The following is a 19,791-nucleotide window of genomic DNA, read 5'->3' on the forward strand; positions in this document are numbered from 1 at the left end:
GGTCGCAGGTGGCTGCTGGTCGAAGGCAGTTGGGGTAGGTGCACGTCTGATATCGGGCGATGACCTGCCGGGCCAGGTCGCTACTGGGCCGATAGCGGTTGGCCTGAGGCGAGGTGTGCTCGGGGTGCTGGGCCGGGGAAACAGGCAGGAGCACGACGCTCGTGGCCTGGGATGCGATACGCCGGGCCTGATCGGCTGAGATCGCTCCGTACCCTTGGAGGTATCCGAGGGTTTCGCTGCGCCCCTTGAGCGTCTGGTCGGTGAGCGTGACCACGGCAAGTGTCTGGCGGCCGCTGCGCTGAGGCACCTTCGACAATTCCCAGAAGGCAGGGATGTGCCCCACTGGCACCGCGTTCAGCCCGAACCCGCTGAGGGAGCGTCGATCAGCCTCTTCCTGCGCCTGGGCCGCACGCTCCAGGCGGTCGATCAGATCTCGCCTTGCGCAGGAGGAACATTCGGCCTCACCGCCGCCATCGGCCAGAGAGCCGCCAGTCTCGGTGCCACGGGCCTCGGCGCCACCCGTCCTCGCGCCACCGGTCTCGGCGCCACGGACCTCGGCACCGCCAGTCTCAGCGCCGCTGGTCTCAATGCCGTCGGCCTCCGTCCTGCCGGCCTCGGTGCCGCCAGTCTCGGCGTTGCTTCTGCTGGAGCCGGGCGGCCCGCTGGCGCCAGCCGGATGCCGGGGCGGCTCGCTGGCCGGGGCGACGGAGGACACTGCGTCCGCTGAATCTGCCGAGTCGTCCTGAGCGAACTGGCGCGGGTCACGGGCCAGGGGGACGTCAATGCCCGCGGCCAAGGCGCCGAAGACCGCGATCAGTGCATCGGCCCGGCGCTGGTGCTGGGTGCGGGAATCGGATCGGCCCTCTGCTCGGGCGGCGTCGCGGTCGGCATCGGCCAGCGCGTCCAGCACCCCGTCGATGATCTGGACCTTGTCGGCAGGAAGGTTGGCCCCCAGGGCCGCCATGCCGTCGGGCAGGATTTCGGTCCAGACCCGGCGGGCGTCGTTGGCCTGCCGATGGCGCTCGTTGGTATCGGCCGGGCGCAGCCCTTCCAGTAACCGCCTGATCAGCTCTTTCAGTTGCGGGTAGGCCAGGGACGGAGCCCGCACCACGATCGCGGACTGCACGATCGCCCACTCCTCGCAGCCGGGCTTGAACCATTCCAGGCCGGGCGCCGGGTTGTGCATCCGCCGGGCGATCAGTTCGGCCCGTTCCCAGTCCAGACGACCAGACTTCACCAGCGCCATCACAGCCGGCAGGTTCTCGCTCAGGTGGCAGGCCGTGGCTACGACGTGATGCATGCGCTGCGGATTACGGGTCAGCTCCGGGGCCAGGCGATGCACCACCATGGTCCGCGAACCGATCTGCTCAGCGCCGTCCTGGTCGTCACCTGCGTTGCCTTCGCCGGCGCCGTTCTCACTGTCGCCGCCCTCGTCTGGGTCTGGAGCACCCGGATCGGTGGAACGGCCGGGACGAGGGCGACCGCGGCGGGCCGGGGCGGTTCGGGAGACCATCAGGGCAATGGCTTCGGCCTGGCGAGAGGCGACCTGCCGCAGGATCAGCTCGGACTCCAGCACCGCCTTCAGGAGGTCGGGATCCGAGAGACTCTCCAGGTTGACAGGCACCGCTGGAGGACCGTCCGGAGAGCACGACCAGGCAGACAAGCTCTGGGACCGGAAGACGCCCTCACTCAACTGACTCAAGCCAAACACCCCCGTATGGCAATGCCTTTCGCAGTCCCCCGACTGCTGAAACCAGGATAGCTCGCACCACCGACAGTCTTGGCCAACTGCCGCGGTACCGGCGAAGGGAGCAAACCGCCCGCTGGGAAAACCCTCGGTCGTCGCGAAACGAGGATGCCTCGAGACGCCGGTGCCACGAGACGCGGATTCCCCGGAAGAGGCTGCCGTGAGGGGCGGCCTGAGGAACGTTTACAGCTCTGGCCGATCCGGTGCGGCGAGCGCTGCTGGAGAGACGGGCTGCAATGCGAAAAGGCTGCAAAGCCGGCAGGTACGAACGGCCCGGCACGCACGAACGACAGCGCCGGAGGGTGAAGGTGGCGAGGGCCGAAGATGGCGATCGGACCGCCCGTACCGTGCGAGCCGTCCGGATCGGCACCGACGGGCAGGCCAGCGATGTGACGGTCGCTGCGACGAGCAAGCCAGACGCTCTCGAATGCGGCGACCACGAACCTTGACCGGTTCCACGCCAGGCCGCCCAGTCCAGCAGCGGATGAACAAAGAGCGCTGGGGCAACACCAAGTTCACCCGGTACCGGATCCGGCAGATGTCCGAAACACCGCAGCTAAGAAACATCGCAGCAAGTAGACAAACCGAAGAACTGGAACAGCGGCAGGGAAGCAATTCATCGGCTTCCGGCTGACACACCGGCAGAGCAGGGCGATCAGCAGGAGCACCAAGACGGCGAGTGCGACCTGGGCTACTGAGCGACCGCTTCGATGTTGCCTCTTCCGTGCTGATGCTGAACCTCTCCGCACCGCCCGAGGCTGTGATCGATGCTTCCGTGTGGTATTCCCTGAGGGTGCCTTTCATCGATCTTGCCGGTCACGCCACGTACCACGAGGTCACCGGAACCGGTGCGCCCCTCGTCCTTCTGCATGGCGGCTTCTGCTCGATGGAGGTCATGCGCGAGATCGGCGACGCCCTGACCGACCGCTTCGAGGTGCACGCCTGTGAACGACCGGGTCACGGGCGCACGGCCAGTGACGGCGCACCGTTCGCGTACGACGCGATGGTCCAGCACACGCTGACTTATCAGGACGCGCTGAACCTCCCGAAGGCACACCTGGTGGGCTTCAGCGACGGCGCGATCACCGGGCTTCTGCTGGCCCGCGACCATGCCGATCGGGTCGCCTCGCTGGTCTCGATCAGCGGCAATCTCGATCCTTCCGGGTTCGTCACCGGCGACGAGGTCTCGGAACCGACAAGCGCAGAACAACATCAACTGCTTGAGGACGAGTACGCGCGGCTTGCGCCGGAGGGCTCGGCTCCCGCCCAGGACGTGGTGGAGCAACTGGTTGAACTATGGAAGCAGGAGCCGCATATCGGCGCCGAATCACTGAGAACCGTTGCCGCACCGACGCTGGTGATGGCCGGTGATCGTGATTCGATCGCGTTGGAGCACACCGCACTGATTGCGCGCAGCATTCCCGGCGCCCAGTTGTGCATCGTGCCCGGCGCCGGCCATCTGCTGATCCGCCAGCGCCCCGGTTTGATCGCCCGGATCGTCGGGGAGTTCCTCGTCTAGACCGGTATTCGGCCCAAGGTTTCGCTGTGTGCTCCGCTTGTCGTCTCATGAGTGAAGCCTGCCAGAGGCCACCGACAATCTTGCGAAAATGGCCATGAGCAGGGGCGATCCGCTCTTCGACCAAACCGTCGACCAACTTTCGTGAGATGCCGGCGGCACTGGCGCACACCGTCCATACTTTGTGCCGTGGCCCTTGGTTGCCCAGAGACTGCTAGCGCCCGGCCTGGTCGGCGATCTCGTGCCACAGGTCGCGGATCGACGGGCTCGTGTCGGGCAGGCCGGCTGCTTCGGCCATCAGGAGCAGCGCGGTCGAGGCCAGATGCTTCGCCATGGCCGAGGCGGCGCGATCGGGGGCAACCGCGTGGATGGCCTCGACTATTGGCCGGTGCTCGGAGCAGATCGCCGCATGCGTCCGGTCCGTAGGTTCGCCCAGAAGACTGGTGGTCTCCCGCAGGCCGGCCACGATCCGGGCCGCCCGCCGATTGCCGCCGCCAAGCAGGATCAGCTCGTGCAACTGCCGGTCCTGCGCCCAGAACTCCTCGTCGGTCGAGGCCTGCTCCATGGCGTTCATACAGGTCATCAGCGCTTCACCGGATTCCGCGGAAGCAGCGCAACGGCGGGCGGCGGGCACTTCCAGGGCCAGCCGGACAGCGAAGATCTCGGCCAGATCGCGAGGCTGCGGCAGGAGTACCCGAAAGCCCCGATTGCGGTTGATCTCGACCAGACCGGCCTCGGCCAGTCGCAGCATCGCCTCGCGCACCGGGCTTCGGGAGAAGCCCAAGGCCTCCGACAACTGGTAGACCGAGTAGACCTCGCCCGGCACGTACCTGCGCTTACGGATTCCGTCCCGTACCTCCGCGACAACTTGGTCGGCCAGCGATGCCATGAGTAACATGTTACTCATGGCCAGCATCGCCCCTCCACCCGCCAGCCGCACCGGCCTTGAAACCGGCCTCCAAACCGGCGCAGAAACGTCCTCAAAGGAAGTTTCGGCCGCACTGCGTCAGGCCGGTCTCGAAGTTCGCGACGACGCGGGCACCAAGGCGATGTACGCCACCGACGCCTCGTTGTACCGGATCCCGCCACTGGCCGTGGTGCGTCCCCGTCATGTGGACGAGGTCGCCGCCACCCTCGACATCGCCCGGTCGCTGGGCGTTCCGCTGACCTCACGCGGGGGCGGCACGTCGATCGCCGGTAACTCGATCGGCCGCGGCATAGTGCTCGACTTCAGCCGGCACCTGAACCGGGTGCTCGATGTCGACCCGGTCGCCCGCACCGCCCGGGTCGAGCCCGGCACCGTGCACGCCGTGCTGCAGAAAGCTGTGCTGCCGCACGGCATCCGCTTCGGCCCGGACCCCTCCAGTCACCCGCGCTGCACCATCGGCGGGATGATCGGCAACAACGCCTGCGGCAACCGGGCCCTGGGCTACGGCCGTACTTCCGACAACGTGCTGGCCATGACCCACCTGCTGGCCTCGGGCGAGACCCTGCGCACCGGTTACGGCAACGAAGGCACTGCCTTCGCCGACGGCCCGGCGACGCTGCTCGACGGTCTGCGGGCGGCAGCCGGCCGGCACCTGAAGGCCGCGCGTACCGAGTTCGACCTGTTCGGCCGTCAGCTCTCCGGTTACGCCGTCCAGCACCTGCTGCCCGAGCGTTTCGACGTCGGGCAGGCGCTGATCGGCTCGGAAGGCACGCTCGGCATCCTGACCGAAGCCACGGTGCGGCTGGTGAAGGATCCGGATCACCGGGTGGTCGTGGCCATCGGCTTCACTGACATCGTGGCGGCCGGTGAAGCAGCGCCCACCGTGGTCACTTTCGGGCCGACGGCCTGCGAGGGCATGGACGAACGGCTGGTGAACGTGTTGCGCGCCCGGCGCGGCGACAGCGCGATCCCGCCGATGCCCAAGGGCGGCGCCTGGCTGTTCGTCGAGATCGCGGGCGATGACCAGGCCGAGGTGCTGGACCGGGCCCAGGCGCTGGCCAATGCCGGGCTGGGCCTGGAATCTCTGGTCGTGCAGGACAAGGCCACTCAGGCCCGGCTCTGGCGGATTCGGGAGGACGGCGCGGGTCTGGCCGGCCGGGCGCCCTCGGGCAAGCCTGCCTGGCCCGGGCTGGAGGATGCTGCCGTACCGCCTGAGAAGCTCGGCGCCTACCTGGCCCGGTTCGACGATCTGGTGTCCGAGTACGGCATGACCTCAGCGCCGTACGGACATTTCGGCGACGGCTGCATGCACGTGCGCCTGGACTACCCGCTGGACCGGCCCGACGGCCTGGTTGTGCTGCGTGAATTCCTCACTGCGGCAGCCGGTCTGGTTTCCGAGTTCGGAGGGTCGATCTCCGGTGAGCACGGTGACGGCCGGGCCCGGGGTGAACTGCTCTCACTGATGTACTCCCCCGACGCGATCAAGCTGTTCGGCGCGGTGAAGCAGGCCTTCGACCCCTCGAATCTCCTCAACCCCGGCGTTCTGGTCGATCCGGACCCGTTCGACGCCGATGTGCGGGCGGCCGGGGTCAGCTACCGCAAGGATCTGGCCTTCATCTACGAGCACGACAACGGCGACCTGTCGCAGGCTCTGCACCGCTGCACCGGCGTGGGCAAGTGCCGCGCCGACAACTCCGCCGCCGGTGGCGTGATGTGCCCGTCCTACCTGGCCACCCGTGAGGAGAAGGACTCCACCCGCGGCCGGGCCCGGGTGCTGCAGGACGTGGTGCGCGGCGACCTGGACTGGAAGCACCCGTCCGTCGCCGACTCGCTCGACCTGTGTCTGTCCTGCAAGGGCTGCGCCTCCGACTGCCCCACCGGCATCGACATGGCCACCTACAAGTCAGAAGCCCTGCACCAGAAATACAAAGGACGCTTGCGGCCCCGATCGCACTACACGCTGGGTTGGTTGCCGCGCTGGGCGCGTCTGGCCGGGCGCACCCCTCGACTGGCCAACCTGGGCATGACCCTGCCCGGCCTGAAGAAGCTGGCGCTGTTCGGCGCGGGCGTCGATTCCCGTCGCTCGGTACCAGAATTCGCCCGCACACCGTTCCGTCGTTGGTGGTCCCGTCAGAAATTTGAGACGGCCGATCAGAAACTTGGGACGGGGGGCACGCCAGTGATGCTGTTCGTGGACTCGTTCTCGGATGCGTTCTCGCCTGCTGTGGCCGAGGCCACCGTGCAAGTGCTGCGAGAGGCCGGCTACGAGCCGCGCCTGCCCTCAGCCGGAACCTGCTGCGGCCTGACCTGGATCACCACCGGCCAGCTCGACGCCGCCCGCAAGATCCTGGGCTCCACGGTCACCGAGCTCGCGGCCGCGGCCCGGGCCGGCATCCCGATCGTGGGCATCGAGCCCTCGTGCACGGCCGTGCTGCGCACCGACGCCGTGGAACTGCTGGGCACCGACGACGCCCGGCTGGTGGCCCGCAGCACCAAGACCCTGGCCGAGCTGCTCACCGAGACCGAGGGCTGGAACCCGCCCGACCTGAGCGGCACCACGATCGTGGCCCAGCCGCACTGCCACCACCACGCCGTGCTGGGCTGGAACACCGACAAGGCCCTGCTCGCCCGCACCGGCGCCGACGTTCAGACCTTGGCCGGTTGCTGCGGTCTGGCCGGCAACTTCGGCGTGGAGATCGGTCACTACGAGGTGTCCCTGGCCGTCGCCGACCAGCACCTCATGCCCGCGCTGAAGGCCAAGCCCGACGCGGTGATCCTGGCTGACGGGTTCTCCTGCCGCACCCAGGTCTCCGACCTGGCCGACCGGCCTTCGGTGCACCTGGCCGAGCTGCTGACACGTCGTGGACCGGGCCAGTCATAAGTCCTGGCCAGTATTAGATCGGGCCAGTCATAGATCGGGCCAGTTGTAGTCCTCCGGGTAGGCCGACCAGCCTCGGAAGAACCAGTCGGCCAGGTCCTGCAGCCGTTCCAGGCAGTCGGTGTAGTACGACTCGGGCTCCGGACGGGGGAAGTTGGGGTGCGCCGTCCAGTTGGCCACGTCGTGCGAGAGTTCGTAGAAGCCCTCGGCCAGCCAGCGCGGCAGTTCCTCGGCGCCCACCGATTCGGCGCACACCTCGCGCAGGGCCTGCTCCAGCCGGGTGAAGGCTGCGCGGTTCCAGGACAGGTCGGTGCGCATCGCCAGCAGGAAGCTCTCGTCCTCGGCGTCGAACTCGCTGCGCAGCACCGCCAGCACGTCGTCGGTCATCACCGGTAACGGTAATGGATCGGCCTGCTCGACGGCGTGGCGGGCAGCATTGGCGTACTGGAGCAGAACCGCCGCTCAAGGCCGGCCAAGGCTTTGCCGATGGGTCTGGGGAAGAGCGCCACCGCCACCTGGAACGGGGAGTCCAGAATGCGTATCGAACCCGCTTTCGCCGCCAGCAAGGCCACTCTGAACCTGCCCAGCAACCAGGCTGATGAAGCCGCGCAGGACTCCGACTCGGGCGTGGAGAAGCTGTCCAACGGCTCGATCGTGGTGCAGGCACCGGTGCTGAACACCACTGCAACGCTCAACTCGATCGCCGGCGACCAGGCTCTCTCGGCCGCCTTCCTGAACATTGCCGACGAACCGGCCGAAGCGACTTCCGCGGCCGAGGAACTGGCCCCGCGCGCGCTTTCCGGCGAGCGGGGGGACCCGCTGGTCGAGCACCTCACCGAGGCTCAGCGGGGCGCCTTCGACGCGCTGTACAGCGTCGAGATCGCCGAGAGCGGCGAGATCCTGTCTCCGGTCGAGATGCAGGTGAACGAGTACATGGCCGTCACCTCCGCCGCCGGGCAGCTGGCCTCTGACCAGGCCAACGACCTGATCGAGCCGGCCGATGTCACGCTCGAGGACATCGACAACCTGGTTCAGAACTTCCAGGCCCGGATCGAGCAGGACCTGCCGCTGTTCGAGGAAGCTGTCTAGTCCTGCTGTACCCCACTCACTGCTGGGCCCAGTCGTCCCGGTAGCTGGCCCAGTCCTGGTCGGTGGCGTCGAAGTCGACGTAGAGGGACACGCCGATCGGGCGGTCGCGGGGCACGCCTTCCAGCCCCTGCTGCACCCCGGCGATGTTCGCGGCCATGGTCTCGGCGCTGTCCCAGCGGTAGATCTTCTGGTCGTGGTAGGCCGGGGCACCGATCAGCAGGTCCACGTCGGCGGGCACTGCGTCGAGGGCCAGCTCGGTCTGGCGCCGGATGTAGCCCTGGTAGGCCTTTTCGCTGGGCAGGAACGTGTCGTAGGACATGATCGCGACCTGGTCGACGTGCTCGGAGACCTGGCGCAGATAGTCCTGGCTCCACAGGGCCTGCATGGGCAGCCAGTCGACGGGCAGGCGGAACCACTGCACGGGATGCAGCTTGGGTGTGGCCACGGAGAACTGGGCCTCGGCGGCCTGGGTCTTGGCGTGGGTGGCCTTGAGCAGGTCCAGGAAGGGCTGGTCGTTGTTCAGGGCCGGCTCGAAGTCGTAGTGCACCCCGTCCCAGCCCTCGGCCAGGATGTCGTCGACCCCCTCCAGCACCTTGGTCTGGGTGACGCCGGAGGTCAGGCGCATCCGGTCGTCGGCCAGGACGTTGCCCAGCCAGGCCTGTACCCGGACCTCGGGCGCAGCGGTGTGCAGAGCTTCGAGCAGCCAGGTGGCCTTGGGGCGCAGCGCCGGGTCGAGGGTGCCGTCGTCGGCGTAGGGGCCGGCGTGGATGTACAGGTCGCGAATGCCGCTGCCCTCGAGTTGGGCGGCCAGGGCATCGACGTCGGCCTGGACCTTGCGGCCGTCCACCCAGGCGTGGCCCAGCCAGTACGCGTCGTGGCCGGTGCTGCGGATCGAGCGGTCCACTCCCCCGGTGGCGTTCACCGCGAACGAGGCGACGTAGGTCACTGGGAGCGCCAGCAGGAGGACCAGCAGGGCGGCCAGTACCCAGGGCCATCTTCTGCGCCGGCGCCTCGGGGCAGCACCCGGAACCGCAGCCTGCTCATGGGAGGCCAGTTCCGGTGCGACGGTGTCGTCCATTCGATGATCATGCCCTATCCGGGCAAAAGCGGCCCGCTCAGCCTGTTGTGGGCGAATCGCTTCGCAGCGTAAGCACTCCTGGCAGACTGCAGAGGTGACCAGCTTCCAGGATGTGAATCTGAAGGACGCCCGGTTCCGGGACGTCGAGGTCCGCAACGCCAGTTTCTGGAAGGTCCGGATGCGGGGCGTCTGGATCGGCGAGGTGGAGATCGACGGCGAGGTCCAGGGTCTGCGGATCAACGGGGTCGACGTGGCGCCGCTGATCGAGGCCGAACTGGACCGGCAGGATCCGCAGCGGGTCAAGATGCGCCCGCAGGACGTGGCCGGCTACCGCGAGGCCTGGGACATCCTGGACGCCTTGTGGCGCACCACCGTCGAGAAGGCCCGGGCCCTGCCGCCGGAGCTGCTGCACGAGCGGGTGGACGGCGAGTGGTCGTTCATCGAGACCCAGCGGCACCTGATCTACGCCACCGACATCTGGGTCAGCCGCGCCATTCTCGGTGAGCCCCGCCCCTGGCACGCCCTTGCGCTGCCGTTCGACGAGATGGACCCCGAGCCGGGAGTGCCCTGGGACAAGGCGGCCCGCCCCAGCCTGGACGAGGTGCTGGCCCTGCGAGCCGAACGCAACACGACCGTCCGGCGGGTCATCGACGGTCTGACCGAGGAGAGCCTGGCCGCGCACACCGAGCCGGTCGAAGGGCCGGGTTATCCCCCGGCCGATCGATATCCGGTGGCCGAGTGCCTGCGGACGGTGCTGAACGAGGAATGGCAGCACCGGCTCTACGCCGAGCGGGATCTGGCTGTTCTCACCGCAGGGACTCTGAGCGGCCCAGGGGCAGCCGGACGGTGAAGGTGGTGCCGTGCCCCAGCCGGCTTTCCACGGTGATCGTGCCGCCGTGCAGATCTGCGATCTGACGGGCGATCGACAGTCCCAGCCCACTGCCGCCACTGGCCCGGGTGCGGGACTCGTCGGCCCGCCAGAAACGGTCGAAGACCTTGGGCAGGTCGTCCTCGGCGATGCCGGTACCGGTGTCCTCGACCTTCAGCTCCAGCCAGTTACCGATGGACGTGGTGGTCACCTTCACGACGCCGCCGCGGGGTGTGTAGCGGATTGCGTTCGAGACCAGGTTGCCGATCAGCTGGCGCAGGCGGACGGGGTCGGCGGTGATCGTGCTCTCACCCTGCACGGCGGCGCCCAGGGCCACCCCGGCGGCCTCGGCCGGACCGACGTGAGCGTCGCGCACCTGGGCCAGGACGTCGCTCAGATCAACGGGTTCCGGGTTGATGTGCAGCGTTCCGGCGTCGGCGGCGGCCAGGTCGGCGAGGTCGGCGATCACGTGCTGCAGCAGCATGGTCTCGTCGTGCAGCAGGTCCAGCAGGGCCCGGTCGGTCGGGGTCAGGCCGTCCTGCGCCGCCTCCAGCCAGCTGCGGATGTTGGTCAGCGGGTTACGCAGCTCATGAGCCACGTCGCCGACCATGGCCCGGCGCTGCGCCTCGGCCCGATCGCGGCGTTCCCGGGAGTCGTTCAGTACCTGGGCCAGATAACCGATCTCGTCGCGCGTGGAGATGTTCACCGGCTCCTGCCGGGCCGCCGCCTCGGTGAGCGCTCGCAGCGGGCGCACCAGCCGACGTCCCAAAAGCACAGTCATCAGGATCGTCAGCAAGAGGACGCCCCCGGTCACCCAGGCGATCCGGGCCACGTTGGATCCGGAGAGAGTGAAAGTGGTTCCGGCTTGGCCGGTATCCGGATCGGTGACGAAAAGCTGCACCGGCGCAGCCGGATAAGGACGCAACTGGGTGCGCCGAGCCTGCTCCAGACAGGTACGGGCCTCACGGCTGGAACCACCGGTGAACCAGCTCTTCTGGTCCTCGAGCACGCTGGAAGCCAGCGTCGACTTCGGGACCGTGACAAACGTCCGTTGCTCGCTGCCAACACATTTCGCAACCAACCGGCCCAGCTCGCGCAGCGCCCGACGCTCAGCGGGGGCGATCGGGCTGGGGTTCTTGCCCAGACAGATTGCCTCTTGGCCGGATGAGTCCTCACCCGTCACCCGGGCCATCGGACGACCGCTGGACGCCGTGACCATCTCAGCCTCGACCCCGTCGAACGTCATGCACCGCAGCGCAAGAGCCGCACTCTGCTCCAGGTCCCGGGCCTCGTCGGCCGGGATCTGATATGGCCCCAGCACCCGGCTGTCGATCTTGTCCGTGCCGCCGGTCAGAGTGAGATCCAGTTGCAGCGGATCGATCGTGGCCGAGGGCTGGGTCTCGGCCAGGTCCGGGCCGGTGGACGATTCGGCCACGATCTCAAGGTCTTCGGTGGTCAGGGTGATCCGCCGGCCCAGCTTGCCGGCGTACTCGGCCAGCAGCGGCTGCACGCCGGACCAGTCCCGCTCGGTGGCGGCGTGGTCGATCAGCGCATCGTAGAGCGCCTTTTCGTCGGACAACGAGCGGCCCTGCTCCTGCCGGATCGCCTGCGTGGCGGTTCGGGTGGCCAGCCAGGCGGTGGCCGCGACCGCGAGCACGGCGATCAGCACCGAGATCACCAGCAGCCGGGTGACCAGACTGTGGCGCAGAGCAACCCGGCTCATGCCTGATCGGCTCGGGTCTGATCAGCTCGGGCCTGATCGGCTCGGGTCTGATCGGTGGTGAGCCGGTAACCGATGCCGAAAACGGTGAGCAGGTACTCCGGTCTGCGGGGATCCTGCTCGATCTTGCGGCGCAGGTTCATCACGTGCACGTCGATGGTGCGCTCGGTCGAGCTTCGGTCCAGGCCACGGGTATGGACGAGCAACTGGGCTCGGGTGAGGACACGTCCGGGTTGCTGGGCCAGGGCTTCCAGGATGGCGAACTCACCTGGCGTGCAGTCGATCTCGGCGCCGTTCAGAGTTACCCGGTGATGGTCGGGGTCGATGGCCAGAGCGCCGACGTTGTGGGCCCGGGTCTTTGCTGCCGCGACCGCAGCCGAGCGGCGCAGCAAGGTGCGCACCCGGGCCATGAACTCGCGTGGGCTGTAGGGCTTGGTCAGGTAGTCGTCGGCGCCCATGTCCAGGCCCTGCACCAGATCGTCCATGGTGGATCGGGCGGTCAGCATCAGGATCGGCAACTGGGTCTCCTGGCGCAGCGTCCGGCAGACCGTAAGGCCACTCAGCCCGGGCATCATCACGTCCAGCACCAGCAGGTCCGGTTCGTGCTCACGGGCCTGGTCCAGGGCGCTGCGGCCGTCGTGGACGACCGTCGCCGAGTAGCCGTCCGCCTCCAGGTACCGACGCAGCACCTCGGCCTGGCGGGGGTCGTCCTCGGCGATCAGAACATGTGCAACCACTCGGCCGATGCTAGAGCCCTTCTGGGCGTCGGCGGTGCCGTGGGCCGAAACCTGACAACTTCCTAAAAACTCTTCAGCACGCTGAGCCCATGTTCAGTAGGTCCCGTGCGCCGGTTGATCCCGATGTGTTCCCTTCCACCCCGCGAGCCCGCCGGACCGCCTTGTGGACCACCGCGTCCATTGTCGTGGTCGTCGTCATCGCCGCCGGCTCGTTCCTGTTCCTGCGCCCCGACCCCGAGCCACCCGCAACGCCGAGCGCTCCGGTGGGGGCCAGCGCGCAGATCGAGCGCCGGGATCTGTCCACCGAGCAGACGCTGTCCGGCGAGGTCGGGTACGGCACCTCGACCGAGCTCAGCGGACGGGTGGAGGCGACCGTCACCTGGTTACCCAAACCCGGCCGCAAGATCCAGCTGGGCCAGCAGCTTTACCGGGCTGACGATCGTCCGGTCTCGCTGTTCTACGGAAAACTGCCGCTGTACCGGCCGATTGCGGGAAAGAAGCTCGTAGGACGTGACGTGCGGCTAGTTTCCGACAACCTCAGCGCGCTCGGTTATGACGTAGGTGCCACCTCGCTCGAGCCGGTCCGGGACGGCAAACCGTTGCGCAGCGGGGAATCTGCGCTGACCTCCGATCTGGTGAAGGCGATCAAGCGCTGGCAGGAGGACACCGGCCGCGACGTGACCGGCCGGGTCGAGATCGGGGACGTGCAGGTGCAGCAGGGTCCGGTGCGGGTGGATTCGGCGCTGGTGCAGGTCGGCGCCTCCACTGATCAGCCGTTGCTGACGGTCACCGCCAACCGCAAGGTCGTCACGGTTTCGGCCTCGATGAGCCAGGCCGGCTCGATCAGCAAGGACGATCGCGCGACGGTTTCGCTGCCCGACGGTACCGAGATCCCGGCCCGGGTGCGGTCGAAGGGCCGTACCTACTCCTCGCAGGAAGGCGTTCAGGAGGAGGAGCAGAAGCTGGCAGTGACGATCGTGGTGGACAAGGCGAAGGCGCTGAAGGGCATTGATACGGCCGAGGTTCAGGTGAAGTTCGTAGCCCGGACGGTGAAGGACGCGCTGGTGGTTCCGGTGGAGGCGCTGGTCTCGTTGCGGGAGGGCGGGTATGCGATCCAACGGACGGACGACGGCGGTTTGGTCGCGGTGGAAACCGGTATGTTCGCGGACGGTTTGGTCGAGATCACCGGGGACGGCCTGGAACCCGGGCTCTCGGTGGTGGTGGCGTCTTGAGCACGACGGTTCTCGATGTTCGCGGCGCCGGAATGGTTTATCCGGGCGGGGTTGCCGCTCTGTCCGACGTTTCGCTCCGGATTCACTCGGGCGAGTTCGTGGCCATTGTCGGGCCTTCCGGATCGGGCAAGTCAACGCTGCTGCATCTCATGGGCACGCTGGAGCGGCCGACCAGTGGTCAGGTGCTGGTGGCCGGGCAGGACGCGTCCCGGCTGGGCGATCGGGCGCTGTCCCGGCTGCGAGCGCGTTCGTTAGGGTTCGTGTTTCAGCAGTTTCACCTCACCGTCGGTCTCAGCGCCGTGGGTCAGGTCGAGACCGCGCTGCTGTACGCCGGTGTCCCCCGCCGCAGGCGCCGGGCCTTGGCTCTGGAAGCGCTCGACCGGGTGGGGTTGGCTGCCCGGGCCGGGCATCAGCCGCAGCAGCTTTCGGGCGGTGAGCGGCAGCGCGTGGCCATCGCCCGGGCTTTGGTGAACCGGCCCGCGCTGGTGCTGGCCGACGAGCCCACCGGAGCGCTGGACACCGCCAACGGCCAGGCCGTGCTGGAACTGCTGCGCGAGCTGAGCCGGGAAGGCACCACGATCGCCGTGATCACCCACGACCGTGAGATCGCCGCTGCTCTGCCTCGGCAGGTCGAGATCCGTGACGGCCGGCTGATCCACGACAGCGGAAGGGTCCCGGTATGAACCCGCTCGATGTGCTGTCTTTGGGCACCCTCGGACTACGCGTACGCAAGGCCCGGGCCGGGCTGTCGGCACTGGGTATCTCGATCGGCATCGCCACGATGATCGTGGTCACCGCCATTCCCGCCTCCAGCCAGGCCGACCTGATGCAGCAGCTCTCGGCCCTGGGCACGAACCTGCTCCAGGTCTCTCCGGTGCCCGATCAGGATCCGCCCGCGCAGATCCCGGCCGAGGCGGCTTCGATGACGGCCCGGATCAGCCCGGTCACCGAGGTCAGCGCCGTGGCCAACACCCACACCACGTTGCGCCGCAACGACCAGCTTCCGGCCAATCAGAGCCCGGATCTGGCGGTGCTGGCCGCTCAGCCCGGCCTTTTGCCGGTTGTGGGCGGTTCTCTGGCCCAGGGCCGCTGGCTCGACCCTGGCCTGCCCACCACGGTTCTGGGCTTTGAGGCGGCCGCCCGGCTGGGCATCACCAGCCTGGGCTCGTCTCCCCTGGTCGTGATCGGCGAGCAGCAGTTCACCGTGGTCGGCATCCTGGACCCGGTGTCGCTGACCCCCGACCTGGACTACGCAGCGCTCGTGGGCTGGGACATCGCCGCCTCCGCCCTGGCCTTCGACGGCCATCCCAGCGCGCTCTACATCCGTACCGACGAACCCCAGCTGGAAGCCGTGCGTTCGGTCCTGCCCGCCACGGTGGCGCCGGAAAGCCCAGGCTCGGTGGTGGTCAGCCGACCTTCCGATGCCTTGGCCGCCAAACGAGCCACCGAGGAGAACTTTTCCGTGCTCTTCCTCGGTCTGGCCGGCGTGGCACTGGTGGTCGGCGGCATCGGCGTGGCCAACACCATGGTCATCTCCGTGCTCGAACGCCGCTCCGAGATCGGCCTGCGACGAGCGCTCGGCGCCACCCGCAGCTCGATCCGCAGCCAGTTCCTGACCGAGTCGGTGGTCCTGTCCGGGCTCGGCGGCCTCTGCGGCACTGCCCTCGGCGTGGCCGCCACCGCCGGCTACGCCACGTACCACGACTGGCCCGTAGTGATCCCCGTGGAGTCTGCGCTGGCCGGAGTGGCGGGTGCTGTCGCAGTTGGCGTGCTGGCCGGTCTCTACCCCTCGGTGCGGGCATCCCGGCTCACCCCCACCACCGCCCTGGCTGCTACCTGACCGGCAAAACGAAGGTGCGGCAGCCGATCACGGCCGCCGCACCTTTCCGTGGCCAGAACTACTTGGCCGCCACGACCTCACGTTCACACTCGGGTGTCAGCTCCAGGCCCATGGTGACCGAACGCTGGTCATTGTCCTTGCCGCCGTAGGCCAGGCTGACGCCGTCCTGCGAAACCTCCACGTACTCAACCCCCTTCTCCTTCAGGCAGGCCAGCACGTCACGGGCGAAGTCCCGGGCCTCGGGGTTGCTGGAATCACGCTCCCAGGCCGGCAGCGGCAACAGGTTCTCGCACTTGGCGTTCGCCTGCTGCGCCTGGTCCGAGTCCTTGGCCGCCTGGCGATCGCCCAGCACGTCCACCCCGTTCTCCTTCATGCAGTTCAGGTAGGGCTGCTGCAGCGCCTCCAGTTCGGCGTCGGTCATGCCGAACCGCTCGCGCGGCTGGCCGGAATCCGGTTCCTGCGCCGCAACCGTCTCCGCGCTCTGCGTGGTCAGCGAGGCCACCGACGGGCCGTCCTGCGGCTGCGCGGTATCGGACGACTCGCCGGAGCAGGCAGCCAGTCCTGCGACGAGGAAGAGAGCTACGGCAGTGGATCGAAGAGCAGTGTTGCGCAAGGGAAGACGCCTCCAACACGAATGTGCCCGAGACTTTCCCGGGCATACGCAGAAGCCTTCCGAGAACTTTTGAGATTCTTGTCAGGAGCGCTTCACCCGGCTCAGCGAGCGCGTAATCCGTTCAGCATGATGTCGAGGTAGTGACGCCCGGCAGCCACCTGGGCATCCGGCGTATCGGCGGGGTGCATGCGGGCGGCGAAGGCGACGCCGCACATCAGGGGGGTCAGGTCGGCCTGGGTAACTCCGGGCGCCAGTTGACCAGTTGCTTCGATCCGGGCGAACAGCCGGCCGAACAGCGAGGTCAGGTGGCCGCGGGCCTCGGCGGTGCTGGGCAGGGCCGTCTCGGGAGCCGCGAGGACCGGAGAAAGCGAGGCGTCCCGTAGTTGCGCGTCGACGGCCGTGGTGAGGAAGTCGTGCAGGGCCGCCCAGGGGTCTTCGCAGGTCAGGGCCTGTTCGGCGGTGGCGGCCAGGGACTCCAGCGTTGCCTGGGCCACGGCTTCGGTGAGGGCCTGCGGGGTGGGGAAGTGCCGGTAGACGGTGGCCACCCCGACGCCGGCCGTGCGGGCGATGTCGTTCAGCTGGATCGGGGTGCCCTGGTCGACGCAGGCGCGGCCTGCGTCGAGGATGCGCTGCCGGTTTCGGGCTGCGTCCTTGCGCAGTGCGGGGGCCGTCATGGGCCGAGCATAACCGGATAGCGGCTCCACTTGCCCGGGGGCGTCCGGGTGGCGGCCGTTCCGGTGATCAGCGCCGCCGAAACGGATAGGTCATCCAGAGCGTGCTAACTTCAGCCAAGCGGATAGGTAATCCGTTTGATCACGAGCGCTGGAGAGAACTCAGTGAAGACCAGTACCGTCGGAACCGGCCAGGCCGGCCCGAGCACCAGTTTTGCCAACCGCGCGCTGATCGGGCTGCTGAACCTGGCCGGGGTGAAGAAGCGCCAGTTCGACCCCGCCCGGTTCACGCAGATGATCGCCAACCCGAAGCCGCCGAAGCTTCGGGGTGTGACGGTCCGGCCGGAGAGCTTCGAGGGCTGGCCGGTCTACCGTCTCTCCACCGGCCGGGCCGAAAAGTTCGCCGTCTTTGTGCACGGCGGGGGTTGGGCCGCCCCGATCACCGCGCAGCACTGGGCTCTGGCCGCCCGCATCGCCCGGGAATCCGGCCGCGAGGTCGTGGTACCGCTCTATCCAAGGATCCCCGAGGCCACGCACGACGACGTGCTGCCGGTGATGCTGCGCCTGTTCCAGCACGTGCGCAGCCAGGGGCCAACCGCCCTGATCGGCGATTCGGCCGGAGCACAGATCGTCCTGACCACACTGCAGGCCCTGGGAACCAGCGCGCCGCAACCAGACACGTCCATACTTGTTTCCCCGGCCCTGGATCTGACCTTCAGCAACCCGGACAGCGCAGCCGCCGAACCCCGCGATCCCCTGCTGAACCTGCAGCACATCACCGTGCTGGGCAGACAGTGGTCGGCCTCGAACAGCCTGGCCAGCCCGCTCAACGGACGCCTGGACCGCCTTGGCCCGGTGCACGTCTTCGCCGGCACCCGCGACCTGCTCTACCCCGACGCGCTCATCCTCGAAGCCAAGGCCGAAAAAGCCGTAGGTACCGAGCTTCACCTGCACGTCGGCGAAGGCATGCTGCACGACTGGCCGATCATGCCTACCCCCGAGGGCCGTCGCGCTGCCGCGGAAATCGTTGCCCTGCTCAGGTGAGCAGCGCGGAGATCGCGATCAGCACGGGCATGCAGCCGACCGTGGTCAGCAGAGCCACGTCGCGGGCGATGTTCTCGCCTCGGCCGAACCAGATTGCGTAGGTCTGAACGTTTTGCGCAGTAGGTAGGGCGGCCATGGCGACTACGGCGAAAAGGGCTGCGCCTTCAAGGCCGAGCATGAAAGCCACCCCGTAGGCCACCAGGGGCATGAACAGCATCTTGATCACGGTGGCGGTGAGCACGGGCGGGAGGTCGGCGTCGGCGAGCGGGCGCCGACCCCACAACGTGATGCCGAAGGCCATGAGCATGAGCGGAACGGCTGCCCCGCCAAGGATCTCCAGGGGAGCGCTGATCACGTTGGGCACGGTGACGCCGGTGACCGAGACCAGCACACCCGCGACCGTGCCGACCACGAGCGGATTGCGCAGAGGGATCGTGAGGACACCCCAAACGTCCATTCGTCCCCGCACTCCCAGTTCGAGCGCCGCGGTGACGGCGGGCGCCAGGATCACCAACTGGAGCATGATCAGTGGCGCAGCCGCGGACGTGTCCCCGACCACGTACGTCGCAACGGGCAGACCGATGTTGGCGGCGTTGGCGTACGAGGAAGCCGTTACGCCGATGGTCGTTTCGGCCAGGGGACGGCGGAAGAACAACCGGGAGAGCAGAATGAAGAACGTGGCGCTGATCGCCGCAGACGTAAGGGCCACGACCGCGGCCTTGGAGGCGAGCACCGAGGGATCGCCGTGGGACATGGTCATGAACAGCAGGGCCGGACTGGCCACCGCGTAGGCGGTCTTGCTCAGGTAGCGCGCGCCCTCGCGAGGGATCACGCCGGTCGCGGCCAGGACCATTCCGGCCAGGATGACGATCAGGATGATGGAGAAGCCGGTGACGACACCCGTCACGATGTGAAGCCTTTGCTGATTACGTGAAGAACAGGACGACGGCAACGACGCCGGCGAAGACGACAATGGTCCAGCGCAGGACCTCAGAGGGAAGCTTGCGGGCCAGCCGGGCGCCGGCGAAACCGCCGATCACCGTGGCCGGGGCCAGGATCGCCACCGTGAGCCAGTCGACCGGGCCGAAGATGCTGTAGACCAGCACGGTGGTGGTGCCGACGATGGCGGCGAAGACGTTGCGCAGGGCGGTGATCCGGCGCAGCGACTCGTCCAGCACCAGCGAGAGCCCGGCGATCGCCAGCACCCCCATCGCGGCGTTGAAGTAGCCGCCGTACAGGCCGCAGACGAAGAAGACCAGCTGCACCAGGTAGGGGTTGCCACCGCTGGGCGCGCCCTCCTTCGGGCCGCCGGCCAGGGCCTTGAGCTGCTTCTGGAAGGCCATCAGGCTGGCGGCTGCGAGCAACAGGAACGGCACCACGAACTCGAACGCCGAGCGCGGGGTGAGCAGCAGCAGAGCACTGCCGCAGAGCGTCCCGGCAATGATCGTCGGGATCACCGAGAGGATCCGGCTCTTCTGGCCGACCAGATCGGGACGGCTGGCCACCGCGCTGGAGATGTAACCGGGAGCTACCGAAAGGGCATTGGTGACGTTGGCGGCCACCCCCGGCAGCCCCATCGCCACCAGTAACGGGAACGTGATCAGCGAGCCGCCACCGGCGATCGCGTTCACTCCACCGGCCAGCAGACCGCCGCCGAACAGGGCGAAGACCTCCCACAGCTGCATTCGAGGCCACGCCTTTCAACGGCCACCGAACGATGGCAAGGATCGATGACGCCTGCGCGCCGATGCACATCCTCGGCCCTGTCATTCGCCTGAGGCAACAAAGCGTGGCGAGGCCCACCACACTTGACCCCATTGGCTAATGCCA

At 68.1% G+C, this 19,791-nt stretch carries 18 protein-coding genes; 8 read left to right on the forward strand and 10 right to left on the reverse strand.

Going from position 1 to position 19,791, the window contains the following annotated elements; all coding sequences use genetic code 11:
- Window positions 1-1,624: DUF222 domain-containing protein (locus LR394_RS35450; protein ID WP_231449060.1), on the reverse strand; the 1,624-nt coding region annotated here is incomplete at its 3' end.
- An 853-nt stretch (window positions 1,625-2,477) separates the two neighbouring features.
- Here LR394_RS35450 and LR394_RS35455 point away from each other — a divergent pair.
- Window positions 2,478-3,266: an alpha/beta fold hydrolase gene (locus LR394_RS35455; RefSeq protein WP_231449176.1), complete on the forward strand. Its 789-nt coding sequence runs from the start codon at window positions 2,478-2,480 to the stop codon at window positions 3,264-3,266.
- A gap of 211 nt (window positions 3,267-3,477) precedes the next feature.
- Here the strand turns inward: LR394_RS35455 and LR394_RS35460 are convergent, their stop codons facing one another.
- Window positions 3,478-4,152, reverse strand: a complete 675-nt coding sequence (locus tag LR394_RS35460) for a GntR family transcriptional regulator (RefSeq protein WP_231449061.1) — start codon at window positions 4,150-4,152, stop codon at window positions 3,478-3,480.
- A 16-nt stretch (window positions 4,153-4,168) separates the two neighbouring features.
- Here LR394_RS35460 and LR394_RS35465 point away from each other — a divergent pair, with 16 nt between their 5' ends.
- Window positions 4,169-7,072, forward strand: a complete 2,904-nt coding sequence (locus LR394_RS35465) for an FAD-binding and (Fe-S)-binding domain-containing protein (protein WP_231449062.1) — start codon at window positions 4,169-4,171, stop codon at window positions 7,070-7,072.
- A gap of 27 nt (window positions 7,073-7,099) precedes the next feature.
- On the opposite strand, the gene LR394_RS35470 is transcribed toward LR394_RS35465, so the two are convergent.
- Window positions 7,100-7,456, reverse strand: a complete 357-nt coding sequence (locus LR394_RS35470) for a hypothetical protein (protein WP_231449063.1) — start codon at window positions 7,454-7,456, stop codon at window positions 7,100-7,102.
- Window positions 7,457-7,603: 147 nt separating this feature from the next.
- Between LR394_RS35470 and LR394_RS35475 the strand changes: the two genes are divergently transcribed.
- On the forward strand, window positions 7,604-8,158 hold the full coding sequence (locus tag LR394_RS35475; protein WP_231449064.1) for a hypothetical protein: 555 nt from the start codon (window positions 7,604-7,606) through the stop codon (window positions 8,156-8,158).
- Between the two features lie 16 nt (window positions 8,159-8,174).
- Here LR394_RS35475 and LR394_RS35480 read toward each other — a convergent pair whose 3' ends face one another.
- A complete protein-coding gene (locus tag LR394_RS35480) occupies window positions 8,175-9,236 on the reverse strand; it encodes a glycoside hydrolase family 18 protein (RefSeq protein ID WP_231449065.1) in 1,062 nt (353 codons plus the stop codon).
- A 94-nt stretch (window positions 9,237-9,330) separates the two neighbouring features.
- On the opposite strand from LR394_RS35480, the gene LR394_RS35485 reads away from it, so the two are divergent.
- Window positions 9,331-10,086 carry a DinB family protein gene (locus LR394_RS35485; protein ID WP_231449066.1) on the forward strand — a complete coding sequence of 252 codons (756 nt, stop codon included), beginning with the start codon at window positions 9,331-9,333 and terminating at the stop codon, window positions 10,084-10,086.
- On the opposite strand, the gene LR394_RS35490 is transcribed toward LR394_RS35485, so the two are convergent.
- Both LR394_RS35490 and LR394_RS35495 read right to left on the reverse strand, forming a co-directional pair.
- On the reverse strand, window positions 10,043-11,827 hold the full coding sequence (locus LR394_RS35490; protein ID WP_231449067.1) for a sensor histidine kinase: 1,785 nt from the start codon (window positions 11,825-11,827) through the stop codon (window positions 10,043-10,045). The two genes, LR394_RS35485 and LR394_RS35490, sit on opposite strands and share 44 nt — an antisense overlap.
- Window positions 11,824-12,561: a response regulator transcription factor gene (locus tag LR394_RS35495; protein WP_231449068.1), complete on the reverse strand. Its 738-nt coding sequence runs from the start codon at window positions 12,559-12,561 to the stop codon at window positions 11,824-11,826. The genes LR394_RS35490 and LR394_RS35495 overlap by 4 nt, the downstream gene beginning before the upstream one ends.
- An 89-nt stretch (window positions 12,562-12,650) precedes the next feature.
- Here LR394_RS35495 and LR394_RS35500 point away from each other — a divergent pair, with 89 nt between their 5' ends.
- Genes LR394_RS35500 through LR394_RS35510 form a run of 3 tightly spaced genes read left to right on the forward strand, consistent with a single transcriptional unit; the run spans window position 12,651 to window position 15,633 of the window.
- Complete coding sequence (locus LR394_RS35500) at window positions 12,651-13,793, forward strand: efflux RND transporter periplasmic adaptor subunit (protein WP_231449069.1); 1,143 nt, start codon at window positions 12,651-12,653, stop codon at window positions 13,791-13,793.
- Window positions 13,794-13,825: 32 nt separating this feature from the next.
- Window positions 13,826-14,476, forward strand: a complete 651-nt coding sequence (locus tag LR394_RS35505) for an ABC transporter ATP-binding protein (RefSeq protein WP_407937189.1) — start codon at window positions 13,826-13,828, stop codon at window positions 14,474-14,476.
- Entirely contained in the window at window positions 14,473-15,633 is a 1,161-nt protein-coding gene (locus LR394_RS35510; RefSeq protein WP_231449071.1) for an ABC transporter permease, read from the forward strand. The genes LR394_RS35505 and LR394_RS35510 overlap by 4 nt, the downstream gene beginning before the upstream one ends.
- A gap of 58 nt (window positions 15,634-15,691) precedes the next feature.
- On the opposite strand, the gene LR394_RS35515 is transcribed toward LR394_RS35510, so the two are convergent.
- Window positions 15,692-16,246: a hypothetical protein gene (locus LR394_RS35515; protein ID WP_231449072.1), complete on the reverse strand. Its 555-nt coding sequence runs from the start codon at window positions 16,244-16,246 to the stop codon at window positions 15,692-15,694.
- A 101-nt stretch (window positions 16,247-16,347) separates the two neighbouring features.
- Window positions 16,348-16,920 (reverse strand): TetR/AcrR family transcriptional regulator, encoded by a 573-nt coding sequence (locus LR394_RS35520; RefSeq protein WP_231449073.1) that lies wholly within the window; start codon window positions 16,918-16,920, stop codon window positions 16,348-16,350.
- Window positions 16,921-17,082: 162 nt separating this feature from the next.
- On the opposite strand from LR394_RS35520, the gene LR394_RS35525 reads away from it, so the two are divergent.
- Window positions 17,083-17,961 carry an alpha/beta hydrolase gene (locus LR394_RS35525; protein ID WP_231449074.1) on the forward strand — a complete coding sequence of 293 codons (879 nt, stop codon included), beginning with the start codon at window positions 17,083-17,085 and terminating at the stop codon, window positions 17,959-17,961.
- Here the strand turns inward: LR394_RS35525 and LR394_RS35530 are convergent.
- Together LR394_RS35530 and LR394_RS35535 are read right to left on the reverse strand one after the other, a co-directional pair.
- Window positions 17,954-18,868: an AEC family transporter gene (locus tag LR394_RS35530; protein ID WP_231449075.1), complete on the reverse strand. Its 915-nt coding sequence runs from the start codon at window positions 18,866-18,868 to the stop codon at window positions 17,954-17,956. The genes LR394_RS35525 and LR394_RS35530 overlap by 8 nt on opposite strands.
- Before the next feature lie 19 nt (window positions 18,869-18,887).
- Complete coding sequence (locus LR394_RS35535; protein ID WP_231449076.1) at window positions 18,888-19,646, reverse strand: sulfite exporter TauE/SafE family protein; 759 nt, start codon at window positions 19,644-19,646, stop codon at window positions 18,888-18,890.
- Window positions 19,647-19,791 lie beyond the last annotated feature (145 nt).

It is taken from the genome of Kineosporia babensis, assembly GCF_021129305.1.
Lineage (GTDB): Bacteria > Actinomycetota > Actinomycetes > Actinomycetales > Kineosporiaceae > Kineosporia > Kineosporia babensis.

What these genes read in the sequence shown, in the direction of transcription:
- LR394_RS35520 (WP_231449073.1), bottom strand. Translation starts at nt 16,920, where the DNA reads ATGACGGCCCCCGCACTGCGCAAGGACGCAGCCCGAAACCGGCAGCGC.
- LR394_RS35470 (WP_231449063.1), bottom strand. Translation starts at nt 7,456, where the DNA reads ATGACCGACGACGTGCTGGCGGTGCTGCGCAGCGAGTTCGACGCCGAG.
- LR394_RS35510 (WP_231449071.1), top strand. Translation starts at nt 14,473, where the DNA reads ATGAACCCGCTCGATGTGCTGTCTTTGGGCACCCTCGGACTACGCGTA.
- LR394_RS35500 (WP_231449069.1), top strand. Translation starts at nt 12,651, where the DNA reads ATGTTCAGTAGGTCCCGTGCGCCGGTTGATCCCGATGTGTTCCCTTCC.
- LR394_RS35535 (WP_231449076.1), bottom strand. Translation starts at nt 19,646, where the DNA reads ATGCAGCTGTGGGAGGTCTTCGCCCTGTTCGGCGGCGGTCTGCTGGCC.
- LR394_RS35490 (WP_231449067.1), bottom strand. Translation starts at nt 11,827, where the DNA reads ATGAGCCGGGTTGCTCTGCGCCACAGTCTGGTCACCCGGCTGCTGGTG.
- LR394_RS35465 (WP_231449062.1), top strand. Translation starts at nt 4,169, where the DNA reads ATGGCCAGCATCGCCCCTCCACCCGCCAGCCGCACCGGCCTTGAAACC.
- LR394_RS35460 (WP_231449061.1), bottom strand. Translation starts at nt 4,152, where the DNA reads ATGGCATCGCTGGCCGACCAAGTTGTCGCGGAGGTACGGGACGGAATC.
- LR394_RS35505 (WP_407937189.1), top strand. Translation starts at nt 13,826, where the DNA reads ATGGTTTATCCGGGCGGGGTTGCCGCTCTGTCCGACGTTTCGCTCCGG.
- LR394_RS35480 (WP_231449065.1), bottom strand. Translation starts at nt 9,236, where the DNA reads ATGGACGACACCGTCGCACCGGAACTGGCCTCCCATGAGCAGGCTGCG.
- LR394_RS35475 (WP_231449064.1), top strand. Translation starts at nt 7,604, where the DNA reads ATGCGTATCGAACCCGCTTTCGCCGCCAGCAAGGCCACTCTGAACCTG.
- LR394_RS35455 (WP_231449176.1), top strand. Translation starts at nt 2,478, where the DNA reads ATGCTGAACCTCTCCGCACCGCCCGAGGCTGTGATCGATGCTTCCGTG.